General features: G+C 52.1%; 22 protein-coding genes. 11 read left to right on the top strand and 11 right to left on the bottom strand.

Going from position 1 to position 22,075, the window contains the following annotated elements:
- The gene (locus FRIGORI9N_RS11545; RefSeq protein WP_159571064.1) at positions 1 to 549 is read left to right on the top strand and encodes a peptidylprolyl isomerase; all 549 of its coding nucleotides are present in this window, start codon (positions 1 to 3) and stop codon (positions 547 to 549) included.
- On the opposite strand, the gene FRIGORI9N_RS11540 is transcribed toward FRIGORI9N_RS11545, so the two are convergent.
- From FRIGORI9N_RS11540 to FRIGORI9N_RS11530, 3 genes are all read right to left on the bottom strand, one after another.
- The gene (locus FRIGORI9N_RS11540; RefSeq protein ID WP_159571061.1) at positions 546 to 1,565 is read right to left on the bottom strand and encodes a metallophosphoesterase; all 1,020 of its coding nucleotides are present in this window, start codon (positions 1,563 to 1,565) and stop codon (positions 546 to 548) included. The two genes, FRIGORI9N_RS11545 and FRIGORI9N_RS11540, sit on opposite strands and share 4 nt — an antisense overlap.
- Entirely contained in the window at positions 1,562 to 4,126 is a 2,565-nt protein-coding gene (mutS, locus tag FRIGORI9N_RS11535; protein WP_159571839.1) for a DNA mismatch repair protein MutS, read from the bottom strand. Before mutS ends, FRIGORI9N_RS11540 begins: the two co-directional genes overlap by 4 nt.
- Positions 4,127 to 4,206: 80 nt before the next feature.
- A complete protein-coding gene (locus FRIGORI9N_RS11530) occupies positions 4,207 to 4,974 on the bottom strand; it encodes an inositol monophosphatase family protein (RefSeq protein WP_201301482.1) in 768 nt (255 codons plus the stop codon).
- A gap of 43 nt (positions 4,975 to 5,017) precedes the next feature.
- Between FRIGORI9N_RS11530 and FRIGORI9N_RS11525 the strand changes: the two genes are divergently transcribed.
- Positions 5,018 to 5,824, top strand: a complete 807-nt coding sequence (locus tag FRIGORI9N_RS11525) for an RNA methyltransferase (protein ID WP_159571058.1) — start codon at positions 5,018 to 5,020, stop codon at positions 5,822 to 5,824.
- 69 nt (positions 5,825 to 5,893) lie between these two features.
- Entirely contained in the window at positions 5,894 to 6,661 is a 768-nt protein-coding gene (cysE, locus tag FRIGORI9N_RS11520; RefSeq protein WP_201301481.1) for a serine O-acetyltransferase, read from the top strand.
- On the opposite strand, the gene FRIGORI9N_RS11515 is transcribed toward cysE, so the two are convergent.
- From FRIGORI9N_RS11515 to FRIGORI9N_RS11500, 4 genes are all read right to left on the bottom strand, one after another.
- Positions 6,658 to 7,485 (bottom strand): UDP-2,3-diacylglucosamine diphosphatase, encoded by an 828-nt coding sequence (locus tag FRIGORI9N_RS11515; RefSeq protein ID WP_159571052.1) that lies wholly within the window; start codon positions 7,483 to 7,485, stop codon positions 6,658 to 6,660. The two genes, cysE and FRIGORI9N_RS11515, sit on opposite strands and share 4 nt — an antisense overlap.
- 64 nt (positions 7,486 to 7,549) lie before the next feature.
- The gene (locus FRIGORI9N_RS11510) at positions 7,550 to 8,041 is read right to left on the bottom strand and encodes a peptidylprolyl isomerase (protein WP_159571836.1); all 492 of its coding nucleotides are present in this window, start codon (positions 8,039 to 8,041) and stop codon (positions 7,550 to 7,552) included.
- Between the two features lie 122 nt (positions 8,042 to 8,163).
- A complete protein-coding gene (locus FRIGORI9N_RS11505) occupies positions 8,164 to 9,459 on the bottom strand; it encodes a murein L,D-transpeptidase family protein (RefSeq protein WP_159571049.1) in 1,296 nt (431 codons plus the stop codon).
- A complete protein-coding gene (locus tag FRIGORI9N_RS11500) occupies positions 9,460 to 10,560 on the bottom strand; it encodes a tetratricopeptide repeat protein (protein ID WP_159571046.1) in 1,101 nt (366 codons plus the stop codon).
- Between the two features lie 190 nt (positions 10,561 to 10,750).
- On the opposite strand from FRIGORI9N_RS11500, the gene cysS reads away from it, so the two are divergent.
- Genes cysS through FRIGORI9N_RS11470 form a run of 6 tightly spaced genes read left to right on the top strand, consistent with a single transcriptional unit; the run spans position 10,751 to position 17,368 of the window.
- Positions 10,751 to 12,157 (top strand): cysteine--tRNA ligase, encoded by a 1,407-nt coding sequence (gene cysS, locus FRIGORI9N_RS11495; protein WP_159571043.1) that lies wholly within the window; start codon positions 10,751 to 10,753, stop codon positions 12,155 to 12,157.
- Positions 12,142 to 12,795 carry a DNA-3-methyladenine glycosylase gene (locus FRIGORI9N_RS11490; RefSeq protein ID WP_201301480.1) on the top strand — a complete coding sequence of 218 codons (654 nt, stop codon included), beginning with the start codon at positions 12,142 to 12,144 and terminating at the stop codon, positions 12,793 to 12,795. Before cysS ends, FRIGORI9N_RS11490 begins: the two co-directional genes overlap by 16 nt.
- Before the next feature lie 9 nt (positions 12,796 to 12,804).
- Positions 12,805 to 13,767 carry an acetyl-CoA carboxylase carboxyltransferase subunit alpha gene (locus tag FRIGORI9N_RS11485; protein WP_159571040.1) on the top strand — a complete coding sequence of 321 codons (963 nt, stop codon included), beginning with the start codon at positions 12,805 to 12,807 and terminating at the stop codon, positions 13,765 to 13,767.
- Positions 13,768 to 14,736 carry a tRNA lysidine(34) synthetase TilS gene (gene tilS / locus FRIGORI9N_RS11480; RefSeq protein ID WP_159571037.1) on the top strand — a complete coding sequence of 323 codons (969 nt, stop codon included), beginning with the start codon at positions 13,768 to 13,770 and terminating at the stop codon, positions 14,734 to 14,736.
- Positions 14,737 to 14,746: 10 nt separating this feature from the next.
- Positions 14,747 to 15,685 carry a 3'-5' exonuclease gene (locus FRIGORI9N_RS11475; RefSeq protein WP_159571034.1) on the top strand — a complete coding sequence of 313 codons (939 nt, stop codon included), beginning with the start codon at positions 14,747 to 14,749 and terminating at the stop codon, positions 15,683 to 15,685.
- A gap of 3 nt (positions 15,686 to 15,688) precedes the next feature.
- Positions 15,689 to 17,368 (top strand): ATP-binding domain-containing protein, encoded by a 1,680-nt coding sequence (locus FRIGORI9N_RS11470; protein ID WP_159571031.1) that lies wholly within the window; start codon positions 15,689 to 15,691, stop codon positions 17,366 to 17,368.
- A gap of 13 nt (positions 17,369 to 17,381) precedes the next feature.
- On the opposite strand, the gene FRIGORI9N_RS11465 is transcribed toward FRIGORI9N_RS11470, so the two are convergent.
- Entirely contained in the window at positions 17,382 to 17,876 is a 495-nt protein-coding gene (locus FRIGORI9N_RS11465; protein ID WP_159571028.1) for a hypothetical protein, read from the bottom strand.
- Positions 17,877 to 18,004: 128 nt separating this feature from the next.
- Here FRIGORI9N_RS11465 and FRIGORI9N_RS11460 point away from each other — a divergent pair, with 128 nt between their 5' ends.
- Positions 18,005 to 19,774: a long-chain-acyl-CoA synthetase gene (locus FRIGORI9N_RS11460; RefSeq protein ID WP_159571025.1), complete on the top strand. Its 1,770-nt coding sequence runs from the start codon at positions 18,005 to 18,007 to the stop codon at positions 19,772 to 19,774.
- Here the strand turns inward: FRIGORI9N_RS11460 and FRIGORI9N_RS11455 are convergent.
- Both FRIGORI9N_RS11455 and FRIGORI9N_RS11450 read right to left on the bottom strand, forming a co-directional pair.
- A complete protein-coding gene (locus FRIGORI9N_RS11455) occupies positions 19,766 to 20,638 on the bottom strand; it encodes an alpha/beta fold hydrolase (protein ID WP_159571022.1) in 873 nt (290 codons plus the stop codon). The two genes, FRIGORI9N_RS11460 and FRIGORI9N_RS11455, sit on opposite strands and share 9 nt — an antisense overlap.
- Before the next feature lie 34 nt (positions 20,639 to 20,672).
- Complete coding sequence (locus tag FRIGORI9N_RS11450) at positions 20,673 to 21,137, bottom strand: hypothetical protein (protein WP_159571019.1); 465 nt, start codon at positions 21,135 to 21,137, stop codon at positions 20,673 to 20,675.
- Between the two features lie 122 nt (positions 21,138 to 21,259).
- Here FRIGORI9N_RS11450 and FRIGORI9N_RS15510 point away from each other — a divergent pair, with 122 nt between their 5' ends.
- Entirely contained in the window at positions 21,260 to 21,385 is a 126-nt protein-coding gene (locus FRIGORI9N_RS15510; protein ID WP_256366118.1) for a hypothetical protein, read from the top strand.
- A 98-nt stretch (positions 21,386 to 21,483) separates the two neighbouring features.
- Here FRIGORI9N_RS15510 and FRIGORI9N_RS11445 read toward each other — a convergent pair whose 3' ends face one another.
- On the bottom strand, positions 21,484 to 22,059 hold the full coding sequence (locus tag FRIGORI9N_RS11445; RefSeq protein ID WP_159571016.1) for a hypothetical protein: 576 nt from the start codon (positions 22,057 to 22,059) through the stop codon (positions 21,484 to 21,486).
- Positions 22,060 to 22,075 lie beyond the last annotated feature (16 nt).

Raw genomic sequence — 22,075 nt, 5'->3', positions numbered from 1 at the left:
ATGATTGTTGAGCACGGCACGGTGGTTACCCTTGATTTTGAGCTGCGTGATGCGCAGGGTGAACTGATTCAGGAACATGGTGGCGAGCCGATCATTTACCTGCAGGGCAGCGAGAATGAAGTATTTCCGAAACTTCAAGAGGCTGTACTCGGCAAGGCTGTTGGCGATGAAGTGTTTGCTCAGCTAGAGCCCGAGGATGCATTTGGTGACTTTGATCCGGAGCTGATGCGGGTTGAGGACATTGAAATGTTCGGCGAAGAATTGGAAATCGGCATGCAACTGGAAGAAGTGCCTGTCGACGACGAGAACGAGCCAGACGAGCAGGCCACCGAGGAAAACACGGGTTTTGGCCGGGTTTGGACAGTGACTGACATTGCCGAGGGCAAGGTGGTACTGGACGGCAATCACCCGTTTGCTGGCATGGCTCTGCGATATCACTTGAAAGTGCTGGACATTCGCGCAGCCAACGAGGAAGAAAAGGCGCAAGGCGCAGCAGCCCAATCGTTGTTCAGCGTGGCGCCCAATCCGGGTGCAGGCAAGTTGAACTAATTGCTGACTTCTGGGGCGGGCAGCGAAATACTGCTGGCCTCAAAAGGCATCTTGGTACCGGGTGTTACCGTGACCTGTACCCATGCGTTCATGAACGGATGGCCCCAGCCTTCGACCCGATAGAACAGTGCATCTGTTTCGGGTGTTCCCCCAAATCGTTCAAGACTGGGTTTGTCCCATTTAAACCTGTGTGTGTCGCCGTGCGCCAACAGCACAGGGCGCTTGGTGGTGTTGATGTATTTCACCAAGCTTTTCATAAAGCGGGCATATCCATTTTTGACCGGATTGCTGCCTGCACCGCCCGATCCATCAATTGGATTGCCTTGAATGGCGATCACGGTTTCCGTGAGGCGTGGGTCTGCCTTGTCGAACAGTTGTTCTGCTTCCGCAAGCCAGGATTCAATGGCCAGGGAACGTGCCTCGAATAATTGTTTTACTTTTTTTGTGCTGGCATTTCTGGATTTTGGGTTGAGCAGGTCGTTGTTACTGCCGGGGATATTCAAGCTCAGGAACAGCGTGCTACCTTGAGTCCACATCAGGTGTTCAGGGTAGGGGTGCTTAATTTGCTGGCGAATCGAGAAGCCTTGTTTGCCCAGTGTGCGAGATTTTGAGAAGGCTTGTTTGCGTAAAAATTCCAGGCGCTCCTGCGTGTCAAAATTTCCGTTTGATGATCGGTGGCAATCAGTCCATTCGTTGTCGCCGGGTACATACACCAAGGGCTTTTCGCTTTGTTGTAGTTGATCCAGTCTGCGTTCAAGCAAGTCATCGGAGCAGGGCTCGTTGCCGCCTTTGATGTCGCCAATGTGCAATATCCAGCTTACATGGCGTTCCCGCCCGATTTGTTGTATCAGCTGGCTGGTTGCAGGTTCAAAAAAGTTGTTGTAAGGCTGATCGCCGATGAGTGCGAAGCTGAAACTGTCGGTATGTGCATTGGCCGATACCCATGGGGTGGTGATGGGCAAGACCACCAGCAAAGTAGCCGCACAGGTTTTGCTTACCGTGCGGCGCAAGTTCATGTATGAAGGCCCTTGAGCTGAAAAATCAACTGCAGTGCTTCTCTGGGGCTGAGCTCATCGGGGTCGATCTCGTTGAGCTTTTCGAGAATCAGGTTCACATGCTGCGGGCTGGCCGGTGCTTCGGTGTCTGTTTCAACCGGCAGGTCGAACAAATCCACTTGCGTCGTCATGGCGCGTTTTTCAGCTTCCAGTTGGTCCAGTCGCTTTTGCGCATTTTTTACCACCAAGGCTGGCAAGCCTGCCAGTTTGGCCACTTGCAGGCCGTAACTTTGGCTTGCAGGGCCAGCCTCGATGCGGTGCAAAAATACCAACTTGCCTTGGTGCTCGGTGGCAGACAAATGAACATTGAATACGCTGTCCAGCTCGTTGCCCAGCGCTGTGATTTCAAAATAATGCGTGGCAAACAGTGTTAAGCATTTGTTGGTGTTGGCCAGGCGCTTGGCAATTTCCCAGGCCAGTGACAAACCGTCGAACGTGGAGGTGCCACGCCCAATTTCGTCCATGATGACCAAGCTGTGTGGCGTGGCTTGGCGAACAATGGTGGCAGCTTCGGTCATTTCCACCATGAAGGTGGAGCGGCCTCCGGCCAGGTCATCGGATGCGCCGATTCGTGTAAAAATTCTGTCAAGCACCCCAATTTGTGCACTGCTTGCCGGTACGAAACTGCCCATGTGAGCAAGCAACGCAATCAGCGCGGTTTGGCGCATGTAGGTGCTTTTACCGCCCATGTTCGGACCGGTGATCAGCGCCATGTGTTTGCCTGGGTGTAATGCACAGTCGTTCGGTGTGAATTGTTCTACCTGAACTTCCAGCACGGGGTGGCGGCCTTGTTGAATATTCAGCAGGGCGTGAGGCAGCATGTGTGGTCGTACCCAGTTGGCCTCAAAAGCCACAATGGCCAACGCAGCCAAGGCATCGAGTTCAGACAACTCCCGTGCGCAGCGTTGCAAAAACGGGGTGAACTGAGCAAGCCACGTCATCAGGTTTTCATAAATGACTTTTTCAAGGTTCAGGGCTTTGTCTTTGGCCGACAGCGCTTTTTCCTCAAAGGCTTTCAGCTCTTCGGTAATGTAGCGCTCGGCATTTTTCATGGTTTGCCGGCGAATGTAGTGTGCTGGCACCTTTTCGGCCTGCGCGCTGCTGACCTCAATGTAAAAACCATGCACGCGGTTGAACTCGACTTTCAGGTTGGCAATGCCAGTGGCTTCGCGTTCCTGTTTTTCAAGCTCAATTAAAAACTGCCCGCTGCCGGTTTGAATATTGCGTAATTCATCCAGCTCGGCATGATAGCCGTCGGCGATTACACCACCGTCGCGAATCAGCACAGGCGGATTTTCGGCCAAGGCCTGCATTAATTCTGCCAGCAACTGTGGGGGTGCTTCCAATGCCTGCAGTGCAGTGTTGAATTCATTGTCGCCAAAGTTTGCAATCAGTTCGGCAACTTGCGGCAGCGCTTGCAGGCTTTCCCGCAGCGCCAGCAAATCGCGAGGCTTGGCCGTTTGCATGGCCACACGGCTGCTAATGCGTTCAATGTCTGCCATGGCGCGCAAGGTTTTCACAAGTGCGAAACAGGCCGGTTCAGGGGCCTGGCCCAAAGTGGCAAGCAGGTGCTGTATTTTGTTTTGTCGTGCTTCAATGGATTCAATACTGCGCAGCGGTTCGAGCAACCATTGGCGCAAGCGCCGCGCACCCATGCCGCTGCCTGTGCGGTTGATCCGTGAAAACAGGGTAGGCGCTGGCTCGCCCCTCAATGTTTCAGTCAATTCCAGATTGCGGCGTGCGGCTTCGTCAAGCACCAGAAAGTCTTGCTCGTGTTCCACCTGAATATCGGACACGTGCTTGAAGGTATCGATGCTAAGGTGAGTTTCCTTGGCATATTGCAAAGCTGCGCCCATGGCGGGCACGGCAAGCTTGGCTTTGTGTAGTTCAAGGCTTTCGAGATTCGCAGCCTGTAATACCGACTGCAAATGGGTTTGCGCAAAACCGGCATCGAAGTGCCAGGCGGGTCGCTCAAAGCTACCCGTGATTTGACTTTGCTGCGCCCAGCTGCGGTTGTTCACCAGCACTTCGGCCGCGTTGAAGCGGCTGATGTGCGCAGCCAATGCGCCTGAATCACATTCGAGCAAACGAATGGAGCCAGCTGACAAGGCCAGGCAGGCGACACCCCAATACTTGCCATCTTCGGAATACAGGCTAAGCAAGGTTTTGTTTTCTTGATCAGGCAGCAGGGTTGATTCGGTCAGTGTGCCTGGCGTAACCACCCGCGCCACCTTTCGCTCCATGGGGCCTTTGGTCAGGCCTGGCGTGCCCACCTGTTCGCAAATGGCCACTGAATGCCCCAAGGCAACCAGCTTGGCCAGGTATTGGTCTGCGGCGTGAAATGGTACGCCAGCCATGGGTATGGGCTGCCCGGCAGATTGACCCCGATGAGTCAGGGTGATTCGGAGTAATTGTGCGGCCAGTTGGGCATCGTCAAAAAACAGCTCGTAAAAATCGCCCATGCGATAAAACAGCAGCTTGTCTGGGTATTCGGCTTTCAGCGTGAGGTACTGCTGCATCATCGGCGTGTGGCTTTCAAACGCCTGTGATGCGGCCTGGTTGTTTGTACTCGCTTGTTTGCTCAACTGGGTCCCTGTTTGTTTTATTTGAAGCTCAGCAGGTATTGAAGTGCTTTGGGGTTTCCGGCTACTGCGTCGCCAGTTGCCATGTAGGTGTCGTTGCCTTGTGGGTCGGTAATCAAACCACCTGCCTCGGAGACAAGCAACACGCCTGTTGCCAAGTCCCATGGCTTCAGGCCAAAACACATGTAGCCGTCCAGGCGACCGCAAGCCACATAAGCCAGGTCGAGAACGGCTGAGCCTGATTTGCGAATACCTGCGGTGCTCTCAGTCAGGGCCAGCATTTTACGCTTTACGCCAAGGGAGCCTTCATTCTGGCCGCTCGGGAACGCAAAACCCACCAAAAATTCATTGGGTTTGCTGCGCTTGGAAACCCGGATGCGACGGTTGTTCAAGAACGCACCTTCGCCCTTGGAGGCGGTGAACAGATCGTTCGTGGCTGGGTTGTACACCACGGCCTGTTGCACATTGCCATTGACGCGAAGTGCGATAGAGATGGCATAGTGTGGATAGCCATGAATGAAGTTGGCCGTGCCGTCGATGGGATCGATCACCCACTCGTAATCTGATTTGCCAGAGGCGCCGCTTTCCTCGGCTAGAATGGCGTGATCGGGAAAGGCTTGCTTGAGCACGTCGATAATGGCGCTTTCAGCGGCCTGATCGGTTTCGGTGACGAAATCGTTGGGCCCTTTGACTCCGATTTTTACCTGATCGAGGTCAAGCTCCGCTCGGTTGATGATTTTTCCCGCAGCGCGAGCGGCTTTCACCGCCACGTTCAACATCGGATGCATGGCCTTTCCTTTCAATTTGAATACGTTTAACCCGACATTATAAATGACCGCAGCCATTTCCCTCGAATCCATTTCAATTGTTCTCGTAAAAACAAGCCATCCGGGCAATGTTGGTTCAGTGGCGCGTGCCATGAAAACCATGGGCCTGAGTGATTTGCGACTCGTTGAACCCAAAACGACAGACATTTGCAGCGCTGATGAGGCGATTTCGCTGGCCAGCGGTGCCACGGATGTACTTGAAAAGGCTCGAATTTTCAATACTTTGCCCGATGCCTTGGCAGATCGAAGCGTTGCATTTGCCTTGTCAGCGCGTTTGCGGGACCTGGGCCCGCGTTTACAAAGCCCCCAAGAGGCGGCACAGGAAGCCTTGAAATTAACTGAAAGCGCAGTAGGCGCTGCTTTTGTATTTGGCGCTGAACGCACGGGTTTGAGCAATGATGAGTTGCTGGTGTGTAACCGGCAGGTGACGATTGCTGCCAATCCGGCATATAGCTCGCTCAACCTGTCACAAGCGGTGCAAATTGTTGCTTACGCCTTGCGCACTGAATGGGCCGCCGGGCAGTTTGATCTGGAAGAAGATTCCTTGGCTGGCACTTTGGCAAAAGGCGAAAAACTGGCCACCGTGAAAGCTGTGGCTGATTTGCAAGCCCATTGGTTACAGGCAATGCAGGCGGTGGACTTCATTAACCCGGACAAGCCGAAAAAAGTAGTTCAGCGTTTGGCCAGAATGTTGGCCAAAACCCCTTTGGAACAAGAGGAAGTGGATATGCTGCGCGGGTTTTTTTCAGATGTGATCCGAGTGGTAGACGATCGCCTTTATCCGCATGAATTCGAGCGCAAGAAGCCTTGATTCAGCCGTGATACACTGCGGCGACCAGTGTATACGTACCAATAACAATTGATCCAAGGTTTTCCGCGCATGTGGATTCGACTACAAGAAGACATTGACACGATTTTGAGGAAAGACCCGGCGGCCCGAGGGCGTTTGGAAGTGTTCCTGTGCTACCCCGGTTTGCATGCCTTGATTTGGCATCGCCTGGCCCACAATGCATGGGCGGCTGGTTTCAACACGCTCGCGCGGTTTTTGTCTCATTTGGGTCGATTTTTTACTGGTATTGAAATTCATCCAGGTGCCAATATTGGCAGGCGCGTATTCATCGACCATGGCATGGGCGTGGTCATTGGTGAAACTGCTGAAATTCATGATGACGTCACCATTTACCAAGGGGTTACCTTGGGCGGTACTTCACTGGCCAAGGGCAAGCGCCACCCCACGCTGGAAAAAGGTGTGGTCGTGGGCGCAGGTGCGCAGGTGCTGGGTCCCTTTGTGGTGGGTGAGGGCGCCAAGATAGGCTCGAACGCTGTGGTCACGAAGCCAGTGCCAGCAGGAGCCACCGCGGTGGGCAATCCCGCCCGAATGATTCTGAAAGCGGCTGAACGAACGCCTGACGAAGTGTTGACAGGTGCGGCGAAAACCAAGGAAGAGTTTTTGGCCTATGGTGTGTCTAAAAACGGAGATGACCCACTGATCAAGGCGATGCATGGTTTGATTGATCAGGCCATCGCTCAGCAGCAGCGAATCGAACAACTTGAAAAGCAACTGAGCAAAGGCAAAGCAGAGCCGGATTGCGGCGATTCCGTGGACTGCGAAGAACTGAAAGCCTTGAATAAACTGGTGGACAATTAATTGAACAGATTCAGGCTGAATTCCCCGGTGCTGAGTAATTTCAAGAAACCGCCCTTTGGGCGGTTTTTTTCTGGTTCATCGAAGTTCCAGTCGGGCAAAACGATTCGCTGACCCTTTTGCAGTTGTCCTTGAGTGCTTTCGGGTACCAGGGGTGCCTGGCTATCGAACGTGCCGTGTATGGCACAGCGGTGGGTGTGGCCATGCAATATGACATCGCTTTTTCCCACGTAGTAACCATCGGGCCAATTGCCCTTGAATGACTCAGCCACAGCGTGCAGATTGGCGTCCATAATACTCATGGCACTGTTGGCCTTGTGTATTTTGCTTTCGCTGCGAATGGCCTTGGCCATTTCAAGACGTTGTTCGAGGGGTAGTGCCAGAAAGTTTTTTTGCCACTTGTCGTCCCGGCTTTGAAGCCTGAACTTTTGATAGGCCTTGTCATCTGTGCAAAGCTGATCGCCATGCGTAATCAATACGACTTGGTGATTGATCTGCAAAAATTCGGGATCGGGAAGAATCTCGAGCCCCGCTGCTTCGGCGAATTGATCGCCCAGAAGAAAATCACGGTTGCCATGCATGAAATACAGTGTCGCACCGGTAGATTTTGCGCTTTGAACAGCCTTGATAACGCGCTCGCTGGTGCTGTCGCTGTAGTCGTCGCCGTACCAAACCTCGAACAGGTCGCCGAGCAAAAAGACAAGTGTGTTTTCCTGGGATACGCTAACCAGCCAATTCTCGAAGGCGTCCAGTGTTTTGGGGGTGTGTTCTGACAAGTGCAGGTCGGAGGCAAAGAATGCAGCACCTTGTTGAGGAATTTCTATCAACTTGTTACCTGATTATAAGGTCATTAAAAAAGCCCTTGAACAAGGGCTTTTTTATAGGGTAGCTTTACAGTACTTCGACGCCCTGAATAATCACATCTTCCAGCGGTACGTCTTGGTGAAAACCTTTAGAGCCGGTTTTGACAGCCACAATTTTGTCGACAATGTCTTTGCCCTCGGTCACTTTGCCGAATACGCAATAGCCCCAGCCTTGAGGGGTAGGGCTTTTGAAGTTCAAAAACTCATTGTTTTCCATGTTGATGAAAAACTGGGCAGTCGCAGAGTGCGGGTCGTTGGTACGCGCCATCGCAATGGTGTACTTCTCGTTTTTCAAGCCGTTGTCGGCCTCATTCTTCACGGGGTCTTTGGTGGGCTTCTGTTTCATGCCGGGTTCAAAGCCGCCGCCTTGAACCATGAAGCCGCCGATGACACGGTGGAAAATGGTGTTGGTGTAGAAGCCACTTTTTGCATATTCCAGAAAGTTGGCCACGGTAGCGGGGGCTTTTTCAGCGTCCAAGGCGATTGTAATGTCGCCAAAATTTGTTTTAAGTTTAACCATGGTTTGTTTTTTCGCTTTTGCAAACGCAGAGGAGATTGAAGAATTACCGATGCTAACAGCAATCGCCGAGAACATCGACCACTTGAGAAAAACACGTTTGCCTTGAGTCACAGACTTGTCCTTTACAGTTTTGAAGTATCTTCTTGCACAATTTGCCAGCGTGTGCCGACTTTCATCCAGTACTGTTGCTTGCGGATTTCACCCGACAATTTGTCCTCTTGTTTGAAGGACACCAGCATCATGTCTTTGTCGCTGGGGTATCGCATGACCGTGAGGTCGTCGATGGAGATTTTTCCAAACGACTTGTTGCCGATTTGCTGATTTTTCTGCCACTCAATCAAACCCTGGCCGTCTATTTTCACATCGCTTGCGTAATGATAAATTCCTTTGGAAAAGCCTTTTTCCAAGTCCTTTTTCCAGGTGTCCACCATGCGCAAGGCGGCTTTGCGGTGACTTTGCCATACATCCACGGGCACGAAGTCAAGTCTCTCGCTGATGACAACTTGTGTGCTGCCAATGTCGACAAATTTTTTCAAGGCAAGCAAGTCCTGGTTTGCCAGCACCACACAGCCATCGCTGGCCTTGGGGGGGCGACTTACATAGTGTTTGGGCATGCCGTGCAGCCAAATACCATAGCCGGTTTTACCCAGCCGTTTGTCCCAAGCATTTGGATAATCGATGGGCAAGGCAATGGGCCCGTAGAAATCAGTCAGTTTTTCTTTGGGCAGTAATTCGGTAATTGTGTACACGCCAATGGGTGTGCGTTTGTCACCCTCGCGCACCTTCACCGCCCCCATTTTTCCTTGGGACACGTAAAAGTCAGTCACCAAGCGTGGCTGGGGAAATGCGTTTTCATAAAGAAAAAGCCGTGAGCGAGTGGTGTCTACCAAAATCACGTAACGTTGATCGTCATTCAGTTCAACCAGTTCGGCAGGCAGCAAGTCGCGTTGGGGGCGATCTTTAACTGCTTTGAATCGTGCTATGGCCTCGTCTCGCAACTCAGTGAGTTCTTCCTGTTTTCCCTTGGGAACATCGAGCATGTCGCCGATTTGCGTTAAGGGACGCCCAGCCTTCAATGACAAAATATCGCCTTTGAGCATGTGGCCAAGGTAAAAATTGGGAAATTCGGCAAGCAGTCGATCTGTTAATTTCAGCGCCTTGTTTAGCTCATGCTTGCTCAAGGCGAGGTAAATTTCCTCTACGGCGGTGTCGATTACGGGCTGGTAGCTGGCTGACTCAAACAGCTTGCTGGCCAGCGAGCCTTTTTTGGGTTCGGCGCTACTGTAGGCGGCGAGGTCAAACGACTCTTCAGAGCCTGATTGAACAAAAGTGGGGGCTGCGGTGAATGCCCAAAACAACAGGGGTGCGGCAAATCGCAACCCTTTGGACATTCTTCGAAGCTTATTGCTTAACCACATTTAACCGCCCACCCTCTCGCTGGTAATTTTCCAGGTGCCGCCTTCCTGTTTCATGGTCAATGTTTTCGCGGACACATTGTTCAGGCGGTTGGAGAAATAACTCTGCTTGAACTTCACCACAGCTTCATTGCCAGTGATTGTGATTAAGGGGTTTTCAACAACCACGCGAATGGTTTCCTTACCAACAATGCGTTGTTCGCGCATTTTTTCCCAATTGGCACGGTTCATTTTGCCGGGTGTGTCGAAATCCTGGCTGTACGCGCCCAGATAACCGGCCATGTCTTGATCCGTCCAGGCTTTGGCCCATGCTTCAACAGCTGCAAGTACCTGGCTGTCCATGCCGATCGTATTTGGTTTTGTCTCGGCTGGTTTGCTGGCAGTGATTGCTGGCGCTGCTGCCGGGGCAGGTTTGCTTGGTGCCACTTCAACAGTGGGTGGTGCGGCAGCAACCACAGGCGGTGTGGGTACTACTGCGGGTGCAGTTTTGGCTGGTGCGGATTTGCTGGCTGGTGCTGCAGCAGGTGCAGCGGCCACAGCCACTGTTTCTGGTTTGCCTGCAATCAGGTTGCGCACCAGTGACAGTTTGGTTTGAGCGGTTGAATTGCGACCATCCAGTTGAAGGGCTTTGTCGTAGGACTGACTCGCCAATTTGGCATACACGTCGCCCAGGTTTTCATGGGCAGTTGCATAGCTGGGATGGGTGCGAATGGCCATTTCAAGCGATTCACGGGCTTTTTCGTATTCGCCGCGCCCCGCGTACAACACTGCCAGGTTGTTGTAGGGTTCAGGCAACTCGGGAAAGTCCTCAGTCAACTTGGTAAACACAGTGATCGCTTCGGTGGTCTTGTTCCGCTCTGTCAGGATCAAACCTTTCAGGAAACGCATTTGTGCATCGTTGGGACGATTGGCCAGGTAAGCGTCAGCACGGGCTTGAGCCTGTTCGAACTGACTGTTCTGAATTAATTTGGATACTTCATCCGCCTCGTCGGCATAGCCGGGGCCACCGGCAAACGCCAAGCCCATGAGGGCGATCAGCAGCGCATATTTGCTTTTTTTGAATTTGCCACTGATTGACGACGTGATTGTTTTTTTAGCCTGCATTCGGTTGCGCCTTTGCGGGGTTACCCGTTCATGTGATTGGTTGGGAAAAACTCGATCATGCGTAATGATATACTCGACCGCTATTGTAGCAAGCCCTAGAGCGGGTTGGCTTCTGAACTAGGTTTCCTGAGTGCTACTGTGTCAGATTGTACCGTTTTGACAGGCTGAGTCCGCTTTTTATCCGAGTCCAATGAAATCGTCTCTCCAAATTTACAATTCAATTCTAAGGAAAAAGCAGGCTTTTTCACCGCTTGATCCACAGAACGTCCGGATGTATGTGTGTGGCATGACAGTCTATGACTTCTGTCACCTGGGCCATGCCCGCGTCATGGTGGTGTTCGATTTGCTCAAGCGTTGGTTGCGCGCCTCGGGGTACCCGGTTACCTATGTGCGTAATATCACTGACATTGATGACAAGATCATTCGCCGTGCTGTTGAGAACGGTGAAAGTATTCGTTCGTTGACAGATCGCTTTATCGCAGCCATGCACGAGGATGCCGATGCATTGGGCATTGAGCGGCCTGATCATGAGCCGCGTGCCACAGAGTATGTGGCCGAAATGCAGGAAATGATCCAAACGCTGATGAGCAAAAGACTGGCGTATCGGGATGATTCCGGCGACGTGAACTTCGCCGTTCGCGCATTTCCAGACTACGGTCGTCTTTCTGGCAAAAGCCTGGATGAGTTGCGTGCTGGCGAACGCGTGGGTGTCTCTGGCAGCAAAAATGATCCACTTGACTTTGTTCTGTGGAAAAGCGCCAAAACCGATGAGCCTGCGGATGCCAAATGGGAATCTGATTTTGGCGTAGGTCGCCCGGGTTGGCACATTGAATGTTCAGCCATGAGTTGCAAGTTGCTGGGCAATACGTTCGATATTCATGGCGGTGGAGCAGATCTGCAGTTTCCCCACCATGAAAACGAAATTGCCCAAAGTGTGGGTGCGACCGGTGAAAGCTTTGCCCAGTATTGGATGCACAACGGTTTTGTGCGGGTAGAAACCAATGGGCAATCGGAAAAAATGTCGAAATCGTTGAATAACTTCTTCACGATTCGCGACATTTTGAAAGTCTACGATGCCGAGGTGGTGCGGTTTTTTATTCTTCGTGCCCAGTATCGCAGTCAACTGACTTATTCCGAAGGTCATGTTCAAGACGCGAAGGCAGCCTTGGGCCGTTTGTACACAGCCGTGGGCGATGTGCAAGCCGCAACAACCATTGACTGGAGTCGGGACTTCGAATCCCGCTTTGCCGAGGCGATGAATGACGACATGAACACACCCATTGCGATTTCTGTGTTGTTTGAAATGGCCCATGAAGTGAATCGCAGCGCCGATCAAACACTGGCCGAGCGATTGAAAGCGTTGGCACAGGTGTTGGGCTTGTTGGGTCGAACCTCCGAGGCCTTCCAGAAAGCGGAGGTGGGCGAACAGGCAGGTACGTTCGACGAGGCAGCGATTCAAGCGCTGATTGACGCCCGCACACAGGCCAAGACGGGTCGAGATTTTGCAAAAGCAGACGCCATTCGCCAGCAGTTGCTTGATTTGGGTGTCGTGCTGGAAGACAAACGGGGCGGTGCCACTGAATGGCGGCGAGCCTGAGGCTGAATCACGACCCTGATGCGCCTGCCTACTGGCAGGAGGCGTGCATGGCGTTGACCCTGCAAAGCCCTGTGTGGGCTGACTTGGTCAATCGGCATTCCGACCGGGCATTGCGGTCTCGCGGTGCGCCTTATGAAACCATGTTGCGCTCGTTGGTGGGTCAACAAATTTCGGTGAAAGCAGCAGATGCGGTGTGGGCCCGGGTGGTTGGTGCCTTGAATGGTCAAATCACCAGCCATTCTTTGCTCGCCTTGGCGGATGACACTTTGAAGGCCACAGGCCTTTCCCGCCAAAAAATTGCTTATTCCCGGGCTTTGAGCGAATTCGAACAGCAGGGGCGGTTAAAACTGGAATTACTTGACAGGATGGACGATGAAACCTGTACCAGCCACCTGTGTGAAATCAAGGGAGTAGGGCGCTGGACGGCGCAGATGTTTTTGATGTTCTGTTTGCGCAGGCCCGATGTATGGCCTGTGGATGACATTGGTGTGCAGCGCGGTATCTCGCGCCAATTTTTCGAAGGTGAACCCATCGGACCGAAAGAAGCACTACAATTCGGGGAAAAATTAAAACCTTGGCGGACCGTGGCAGCGTGGTATTTGTGGCGCAGTCTGGATCCAGCTGTGGTGGACTATTAAGAGAACCTCATGAAGCAAACATTTCTAGATTTTGAAGCGCCCATTGCCGAATTGAAAGGCAAAATCGAGGAGCTGCGCCTGGTTCAAGATGGCTCAGCCGTTGATTTGTCAGAGGAAATTCGACGCCTGGAAGGCAAAAGCGATGTGTTGACCAAAGAGCTTTACAGCAAACTTACCCCTTGGCAGGTCTCGCAAGTGGCAAGGCACCCGCAGCGCCCTTACACGCTGGATTACATTGCCAACGCGTTCACTGATTTTCATGAACTGCATGGCGACCGCCATTTTGCCGACGACCCTTCGATTGTGGGGGGCTTGGCCCGGCTGGATGGTGAAAGCGTGATGGTAATTGGTCATCAAAAGGGTCGTGATGTGAAAGAGCGTACCCTGCGCAACTTTGGCATGCCACGCCCCGAGGGCTATCGCAAGGCGCTGCGTTTGATGAAAACCGCTGAAAAATTCGGTATTCCCATTGTGACTTTGGTTGACACGCCCGGGGCCTACCCCGGCATTGATGCTGAAGAACGCGGACAATCCGAGGCAATTGGTCGTAACCTGATCGAGATGGCACAAATTCAGGTGCCCATTGTCAGCGCAATTATTGGTGAAGGTGGTTCGGGCGGGGCGCTGGCATTGGCCGTTGCCGACCATGTCATCATGATGGAAAACGCCACCTATTCCGTTATTTCTCCCGAAGGTTGCGCCTCGATTTTGTGGCGCAGTGCAGAACGGGCCTCCGATGCAGCAGAAGCGTTGGGTATTACGGCAAAACGCCTGCGCGATTTGGGCTTGATTCAGGAAATTGTCAAAGAAAGTTTTGGTGGCGCGCACCGCGACCACGCGCAAACAGCCAACAATTTGAAAACCGCCATCAAGGCTGCCTTGAATATGTTGGTGACCTACAAGCCCAAAACTTTGTTGGATGCTCGCCATGACCGCTTGATGAGTTATGGTCACTTCAAGGTGAGCAAGTAATTGAGGCCGTCGCTTGAAGCCTTTTTAAGCGACCTCAAACGCCACACACCGACACCCGCCAGTTTTGTAGTGGCTTATTCTGGTGGTGTCGATTCCACCGTGTTGTTACACGCTTTGCACAGCATGGGCTTGTCGCTGCACGCTGTGCACGTGAACCATCAAATCCAGAAACAGGCTGATTCTTGGGAAGCACATTGCAAAAGTCAGTGCGAACAGTGGGGTGTACCGTTTACAGCGTTGAGGGTCGACGTAGAGCCGGGTGATTTGGGCCTTGAAGGCCAGGCCCGTGTGGTGCGTTATCGGGCAATTTTCAACTGGATGAAAACCAATCAACACACGGTATTGCTGTGTGCCCACCACCGGGATGATCAACTTGAAACTGTGCTGCTGCAATTGCTGCGGGGGTCTGGTTTGCGGGGTGTGGGTGGCATGCGGGTTGTGGGCCCGGTGGGGGTGGATCGACACCTGCATCCCCAATTGCTGTTGTGCCGCCCTTTGCTCAACTGTAGCAAGGCCAGCCTGCTGGAGTACGCACGGTTGAATCACTTGCAACACATCGAAGACCCCAGTAATGATGACACCACACTGCGCCGCAATTGGGTGCGTCACGAATTGTTGCCCAGTCTTGAAGAACACTTTCCTCAAAGCCCGAGGGCCTTGTTGCAACTGGCCGAATTTTTTCAGGCACACTATTCAGAAGAAGACTCAAATACCGAGGCTTACACGCCGCAAGTGGTTTCCGCTTCAGGAACATTGCTATTGAATCCGTGGCGGGAACTGGATGAAACAAACCAATTGAATACCCTTCGACATTGGCTGTTGGGGCAAGGGGTACGTTGCGGCAAGCTGAAATTGCAGGAATTGGCCCGCCAGTTGCGGATCAACAAAGGCGGCATTCGGGTGGTGAAAAAAGGTTGGCATGTCAAAGTAAGCCGACAGCAGGCTCACCTGCAACACACTCAACCATAGGACAAAGCGTTTGAATAACGATGACTTGAACAACAGCATGGGCAATATAGACCCGGAAACGGTGGCCCAATGGCTGGAAAGCAGCGGCAACTACAAAGTGCTGCGCCGTATACAAATGCGCGACAGTTTCGGTGGGCAGATCAGCAGCCCTGTGAAAGTGTTGGTGGTCGACACCGAAACCACGGGTCTTGATTTTGCGACTTGTGAGGTAATTGAAGTGGGTGCCTTGCTGATCGAGGTGGACCAGGACACCGGAGCAATTGGCGCGGTGCTGGGTAGTTACGGTGGGCTCGAGCAGCCTAAAGTACCGATCACTCCTGAAAATTCGGCCATTCATGGCATTACCAATGACATGGTGAAAGACCAGTATTTCGATGAAGCGGCCTTGAAAGCCTTGTGCAATGACGCTGCATTGTTTGTGGCACACAATGCTGCATTCGACAAACCTTTTATGCTGCGCCGCTTTCCCTGGCTTGAGAAATCAATCTGGGCCTGCACATTTCGTGAATTGCCGTGGACACAGGAAAATTATTCAGCTCGTAAGCTAGAGCATTTGCTGTCCGATTGCGGCTACTTTCACGGCGCACACCGCGCGGTTGAAGACTGCAATGCCTTGATTCATGTATTGGCACAGCCCCTGAAGACTTCACAACGCATGCCTTTTCAGGTGCTGTTCGACAGCGCCAATGAATCGATTTACCAAATCGCTGCACTGAAGGCACCATTTGAGAAGAAAGATTTTCTAAAGTCCAAGGGTTTTCGCTGGAATGCGGATGACCGTGTTTGGGAATTCGAGGCGGTTGGCTTTTCCGAGGGCAAGGAAGTCATTGAGTGGCTGCGGGAGCAGGTGTATTGCACCACTGGCAAAATCATGCTGGGTTTTCGCATTCAGGCTGGGGTTGATCGTTACTCTGGCACCACACTGAAACAACAGTTCAAAGAGGTGTAAGGCGTGCCCGCCAAGGTTTATCCATCGGACACCAGCGAGCTTGCACTAGACGGCGCCCAAGCCCGTGAGCGCGATGTTTTGCTGCAATTGCAAGCGCAGTTGCCCGACAACTACACCATTTATCACGGCATACACTGGTCACGAATCGAGCACGGGCTCACGGTCACTGGCCGTATCCAGTTTCTGATACTTGGCCCAAGCGGCATTGTTTACAGCATTTTGATGAAAACCGGTTTGATGAAGCTGGACCAGGGCCGGGTGGTGAAGCAATTGGGTGAGCAGCGCCAAGACGTGTTCAACGCTTTGGCCGAGCAAGGGGCTTTACTCAAGCAAAAATTCAGTCAACAACACCAGGGCACCCTTCGGGTTGAGCCTGTTTTTTATTGCCCGGATTTCACCGTGTCAGATGCCAGCGGGCTGACTGTGAATGCCGAGCGTATTGTAGACGCACGTCACAAAGATGAGTTGGCCGCACTGATTCAAACCATCGACATCACGGCTGACCTGTTCAGCAGCCACTCCAATCCGAAAGCGATTCATTCCTTTTTGTGCAATGAACTGAATCTGGTTCCTGAAGTGGGGGCATTGTCACAAGCCGCTGAAATCTTGGTCACGCGCTTGTCACATGGCTTGGAACAATGGGTTTCAAGGCTCAGTTTCGAGCCTTTTCGTTTACGTGTAACGGGCACTGCGGGCAGCGGAAAGTCGCAATTGGCCTTCAGTGAATTGCAACGCAACCATGCCTTGAAAGCGCGAACTTTGTATGTGTGTTACAACCGTCCGCTTTCTTCGCACATGGCGCAGCAGGTTCGTGAAGCAGGTTTGATGGGTGCTGTGGTGTTTAATTTTCATGCCCTGTGCGACCGCATGCTGCGAGATGCAGGGCAGGAAGTGGACTACGCCTCGCCCGGCGTGTTTGGCCGTTTGGCAGAGCAAGTGCTGGCCACCCCTTTGGACAAACGTTGGGTGTTTGATTCAATTGTGGTGGACGAGGGGCAGGATTTCGACCAAAGCTGGTTGCCTGTGCTTCAGCGTTGCGCGCATTCCGGTACACGCTGGTTGTGGCTAGAGGACCCCATTCAAAATCTGTATGCCAAGCCGGCGGTCAGTTTGCCAGCTTGGGTTAGCCTGCACACGCCCATGAATTACCGCAACCCCAAACGCGTGGTGCAGGCATTGCAACTTGTTCAACATGAATTCAGGTTTGAGTCGCCGCTACTATTGGACATTGAAGCGGCATGCCCACTGGAAGGTTTGCCACTTGAGTTTTTTGAGTATGACAGCGATGAGTCCTTGTTAAGTCAGACCGCCAAGGCCATTACTGCCTGCTTGCGACATGGTTTTACTCGCGACAAAATTGCGGTGCTCAGCATGCGCGGTCACGAGAAGTCAAAGGTATTGGCGCAAGCCAGTCTTGGGCCGCACAGCTTGCGGCATTTCACGGGTAGGTACGATGACAATGGCAGCCAGGTGTTTACCGAAGGCAATGTACATGCAGAATCGGTTTATCGTTTTAAAGGGCAGGCTGCACAGGCTGTTGTGGTGACTGAATTGGCTTTTGTTGACTTCAACGAGGCGGATTTCAGGAAGCTGTTTGTGGCCATGACCCGCGCCAAGTTGTTGTTGGTTTTGGTAGGGCAGGTCGATACCTTGCAGCGTTTACGCCGTGCTGTATACGCCTGAGCCTGGTGGGCGGTTACTGCTGAATTTGCCAGGTCCCTTTGCTGGGTGAGCACACTTCGCCCCGGAATTTGGTTTTTTCACCATTCACAATCGTGACGCCCAAGTAAGTGCGGCAAGTGTCAGACTTTGCGCCGGGCGACAAATACACCCCAACGCCATTCACTGGGTTGAGCCAGCGCACAGCTTGCCCCGAGGGCACCAATTCCATGGTGTGCCCGAAGCAATGGGAGTCAACCGCAAATGCATCAACCAATTCGGTTTCAGTGAAGATTGTCTTGAAGGCGTCGGTGGATTCAACGTAGGCCATTTGCTCGGTCAGGGCACCCTTGAGTGCCTCGTTTTGAACCAGCTTGGCATCGCATTGCCCACGCAGTACCCCAAAGTCGTTGTTCCAGCCTTTGCCCGTGTAACCGATAAAATTTTTGGCATTGGCCACATGAAATGGCAGTGCCATGGCAAGCGCAAGCAGGCAAAGAACAGTTTTCGAGCGTACTTTGGCTATGGGCATGGAAGAATACTTAACTGGGCAGCCTGATGACATTGATAAAAACGGTGTGTAAGCGAATTTCGTTGACCCAAAGAGTGTATCTTTTTCTGTATAAAAAAACATGAGACAGCGCCCGGAGGCCGCACAAAATGACAGTTCAAGGCAAAACAGTATCCGCAATTGACATTGCCAAAGGTGCCTTGGGTTTTCTGCCTGACGTCCCCCATATTTTACCTTCATTGGCCAGTTTGGCATTTCTCCGGCCGCATTCACGCCGCTCACTAGGCCTTCTGTTTCAGGAAACTGCGCGCAAGCATGCGAAATCTTCATTCCTGAAAAGTGACGAGCAATGTTGGACCTACGGACAAGCCAACTCAATGTGTAATCAAATGGCGCGCGGGCTGCTTTCGATGGGAGTCAAGGCCGGTGACACGGTCGGGTTGCTGTCGGCCAATCGACCTGAAACTTTGCTTGCAGTAATTGCCTGTGCCAAGTTGGGGGCTGTTGCCGCGCTGTTGAATATCAATCAGCAAGGTGCTGTGCAGGCGCACAGTTTGAAGTTGGTGAAGCCCAAAATAATTTTGGCCTGCGATCGTGGGCTGGATATTCTTAAGCAACTGGAATCTGAGGACGCCACGCTGCTCAAAGGCATCGAATTGCTCTCGCTGCAAACGGACAGTAGCCTTTTGCGGGTAAGTGATTTTCGCAGTGCCTGGTATACGCAGCCTTCCCACAACCTGGCACAAACTGCTCAAATTACAGCGAACTGGCCCTGTTTTTATATCTTTACTTCAGGCACTACCGGTTTACCCAAAGCGTCGGTGATGAGTCACTACCGTTGGTTGCAAGCTGCCTCGGGAATGAGTACGGCTGTGCGTTTAACTGCGAATGATGTGTTTTATTGTTGTCTGCCGCTGTATCACAACAATGCGCTTACCGTGTCGCTTGGTATTGTGTTGGCCTCGGGGGCCTGCTTTGCGCTGGATGAAAAATTCAGTGCCAGTCAATTCTGGAAACGGATCGCCCATTACAAAGCCACTGCGTTTTGTTATATCGGGGAATTGCTGCGTTATCTGTTGAATCAAGCACCCACCATGGATGATCAAAACCATGAAATTCGCTTGATATTGGGCAATGGCTTGCGTCCGGAAATATGGGATGACTTTGAGAACCGGTTTGGTATTCATCAAATTTTCGAGTTTTACGGAGCAAGCGAATCCAACCTGGGTTTTATGAATGCCTTTGGGTTGAAGGAAACCGTGGGTTTTTGTCCAATGCCATTTGAAGTGATCGCCTGCGATGCGGATTCCGAGCAAGTGGTACGAAATGCACGCGGGTTCTGCAGAAAAGTTGCGCGTGGCGAAGTGGGTTTGCTGATCAGTGAAGTGACCGATCTGCGCCCCTTTGATGGGTACACCGACCCGAAAGCCAACGAAGGAAAACTGCTGCGCAATGTGTTTAAACAAGGTGATTGCTGGTTCAATTCAGGCGACTTGGTGCGCAGGCAAGGGTGGCAACACATTCAGTTTGTAGACCGTTTGGGCGACACATTCCGCTGGAAGGGTGAGAATGTAGCGACCTCGGAAGTTGAGGGTGTGTTGGCCAAATTGTCATTTCTGGAGCATGCAGTGGTGTATGGCGTCAAGCTGGAAGGCGTTGATGGCCGGGCTGGCATGGCAGCTGTGGCGGTAAAGCCGGGTGTTGAGCTGGACTTAAAAGCCTTGGCACAGCATGTGACTAGCCAACTTCCCGGGTATGCAGTGCCGCAGTATGTGCGCTTACTTCAAAGTGTGGAAACCACCGGCACCTTCAAATATCAAAAAGTACAACTGAAGAAAGAGGGCATTGATCAAGCTGTGGTGAGCGATCCTTTGTATCGTTTCGACACTGCAACCCGGGAGTACACGGTGCTAGTTTGAGGCGGTTTGTACCGGCTTTCCTTGAACCAGCTTGACAATCAAATCGAGAGTTTCAGTGTCGTACAACATGCCGCTGTGTGACACGCTTTTACCCGGGAGCAAGTCTTGAATATAAATATTTTGAACGCCGGGCTCTTTCACAAACTGATTTTCAACAGGTACCACGACCTTGTCATTCTTGGTGACCAGCACGCTGTACTGCACACCAGGCATTGTAATGGGCCCATCTTTTAAATCACGCAACAATGCCGAGCGGGGGTGTTGGTCCGCGCAAGCCAGGCAATACTCCACCAAATCGCGGTTGGGTGTTTTTGCAATCGATGTGCCATTGACACTGGGTGCCAAAGCGACAAAACGATCAACATGATCAGCACCTTGTAATTTCTTCAAATAATAAAAGCCAATCAGCCCACCCTGAGAGTGACCCACCAAGGTCACCTTGTCGTGCTTTGTGGCTGATTTTACGAACTTGATGAAATCAGCGATCCGTTGTCCCGATTCATCAACTGCGCCTACGCCTTTGAACCAGTCGCTGGGTTCGGCTGCACCATAATCGATCGAATACACACACAGGTTTTGATTGGCCAGTGCTGGGCCCAAAGCGCCGAATGAATACATGCTGGAAGAAAAAGTACCGTGTATCAGCACCACCGGGTTTTGATCATTCGTGGGGCGACACGCCCAATTGTTAACGCCATCGGGCATTGTTTGACCGCCAAAGACCTGGCTCAAAAACGAACTGGTCCAGTTGGCTTTGGCCTGGTACTGACCAGTGGAATTTGCAGGACTGGTTGTGCTACACGCCGCCATGGTCAGCATGGTCAGCGTGGCAAGCAGTAAACGGCGAGTGAACTGGTTAGACATTGTGAGGTATCCCCGGGTAAGCATGGTTTGCTCTTTAAGACCAGAATTGCAGCAAAGGGTTCTGTAGCGCACCAGCAAACAAGTAGAGTGTCCCACCAATTTCCGCGAATACCAAGGCCACCATGAATACAGCCAGGCCCGCCCGGGGCATGGGGTGTTTTCCAAGTTTGTGGGGTTGTCGCAGTTGGTTGTCGGGTCCTTTGAGTGCAGCCTGTATCAGGTAGCCGGTAACGGCCAGCACAAAAAAAGCAATTACGATTATTGCCGCGTAAAGATTGTTGTCTGGATTGAAGACACTGAAATGTGCCAACACGGCCAAAGTGATGCACGCAAAGCCGTAAAGCAGGCTGGCCCGGTGGGCGATGTCTACATAGGGGTGTGCCAAACCTTCAGCGCTTTTCCACATTTGCAAGAATTTCCACAATCCGCTGCAAAGACCTACTAACAGGAAAAATCCTGCGGACAGTATGGCAAAGGCGGTGGCCGAACTAATTGTCATTGTATTTACCTCTTGGGGGTAGTCGGATAAGGTGGCCCCCTTTGTGGGAAAGACGCACTTGTGTTTTTGCTCTTAAATAGAGTCATCAACACACATGTGCATTATGCACCGGGAGTATTACCATGGACGATTTCGCAAACAAGCGCTTTGATGTGACCATGCTGGGTGAACTGGAAGCCAAACGAGAGTGGTTTGTCGGTGTACTCGGTGCCAGTGTGTGCTACGGCCTGATTCTTTGGTTGCTCTGACAACGCACTGAACAATTCATTGTCACCATAAAAAAACCCTCGAGAGTTCGAGGGTTTTTTGTTTAGTCAAAGCACAGCTCAAGCTGGGCAATGTCTTTTCAGACCGAGGCCTTGGGTGTAGCAGCAGCGCGCTTGGCGCGTGGTGCAGCAGCTTTCTTGGCGGCGGGCTTCTTGGCAGTTTTCGTCGCGCCAGTTTCACCTTTCACACCAATTTTCTCGAACAACTGAGAAGCGATTTGCTCGGCTTGTTCAATGGCAGGCTTCAAAGTTTCGTTTTTCTTGGCTTGTTCCAAGGCGCTTACACCCATGGTGATTGCGTTTTCAGTCAAAGACTCGGCTTGCGACAAAGCCAAAGCTGCGTATGAAAAACCTTTGTCGATCACAACTGGCAGTTGCTGTTCGAACAGCTCAACGCCTTTTTGTGTGTACACCTGGCTAACACCAACAACTTTTTCCAAGCCTTGCTTGATCTCGGTGCGTGCATTGACAACCACTGACTTGTCAGCCAAAGGCAGCTTTTCAGCAGCAGTGAATGCGTTACCCAAACCTTGTGACAACAGGCCAAATTGTGCTTGTACCAGGCTGTTCAATGCCTTGGCAGCAACTTGGTGCTGGTTCTTCAGTTCGGTATTGGTTTTGGTCAGCAGTTCAGCTGTTTTTTCAAATGCGTACATCGTGAGATCTCCTTGG

Source organism: Limnobacter sp. 130, assembly GCF_902506325.1.
Lineage (GTDB): Bacteria > Pseudomonadota > Gammaproteobacteria > Burkholderiales > Burkholderiaceae_B > Limnobacter.
This window is presented reverse-complemented; position numbering and strand designations above follow the sequence as displayed.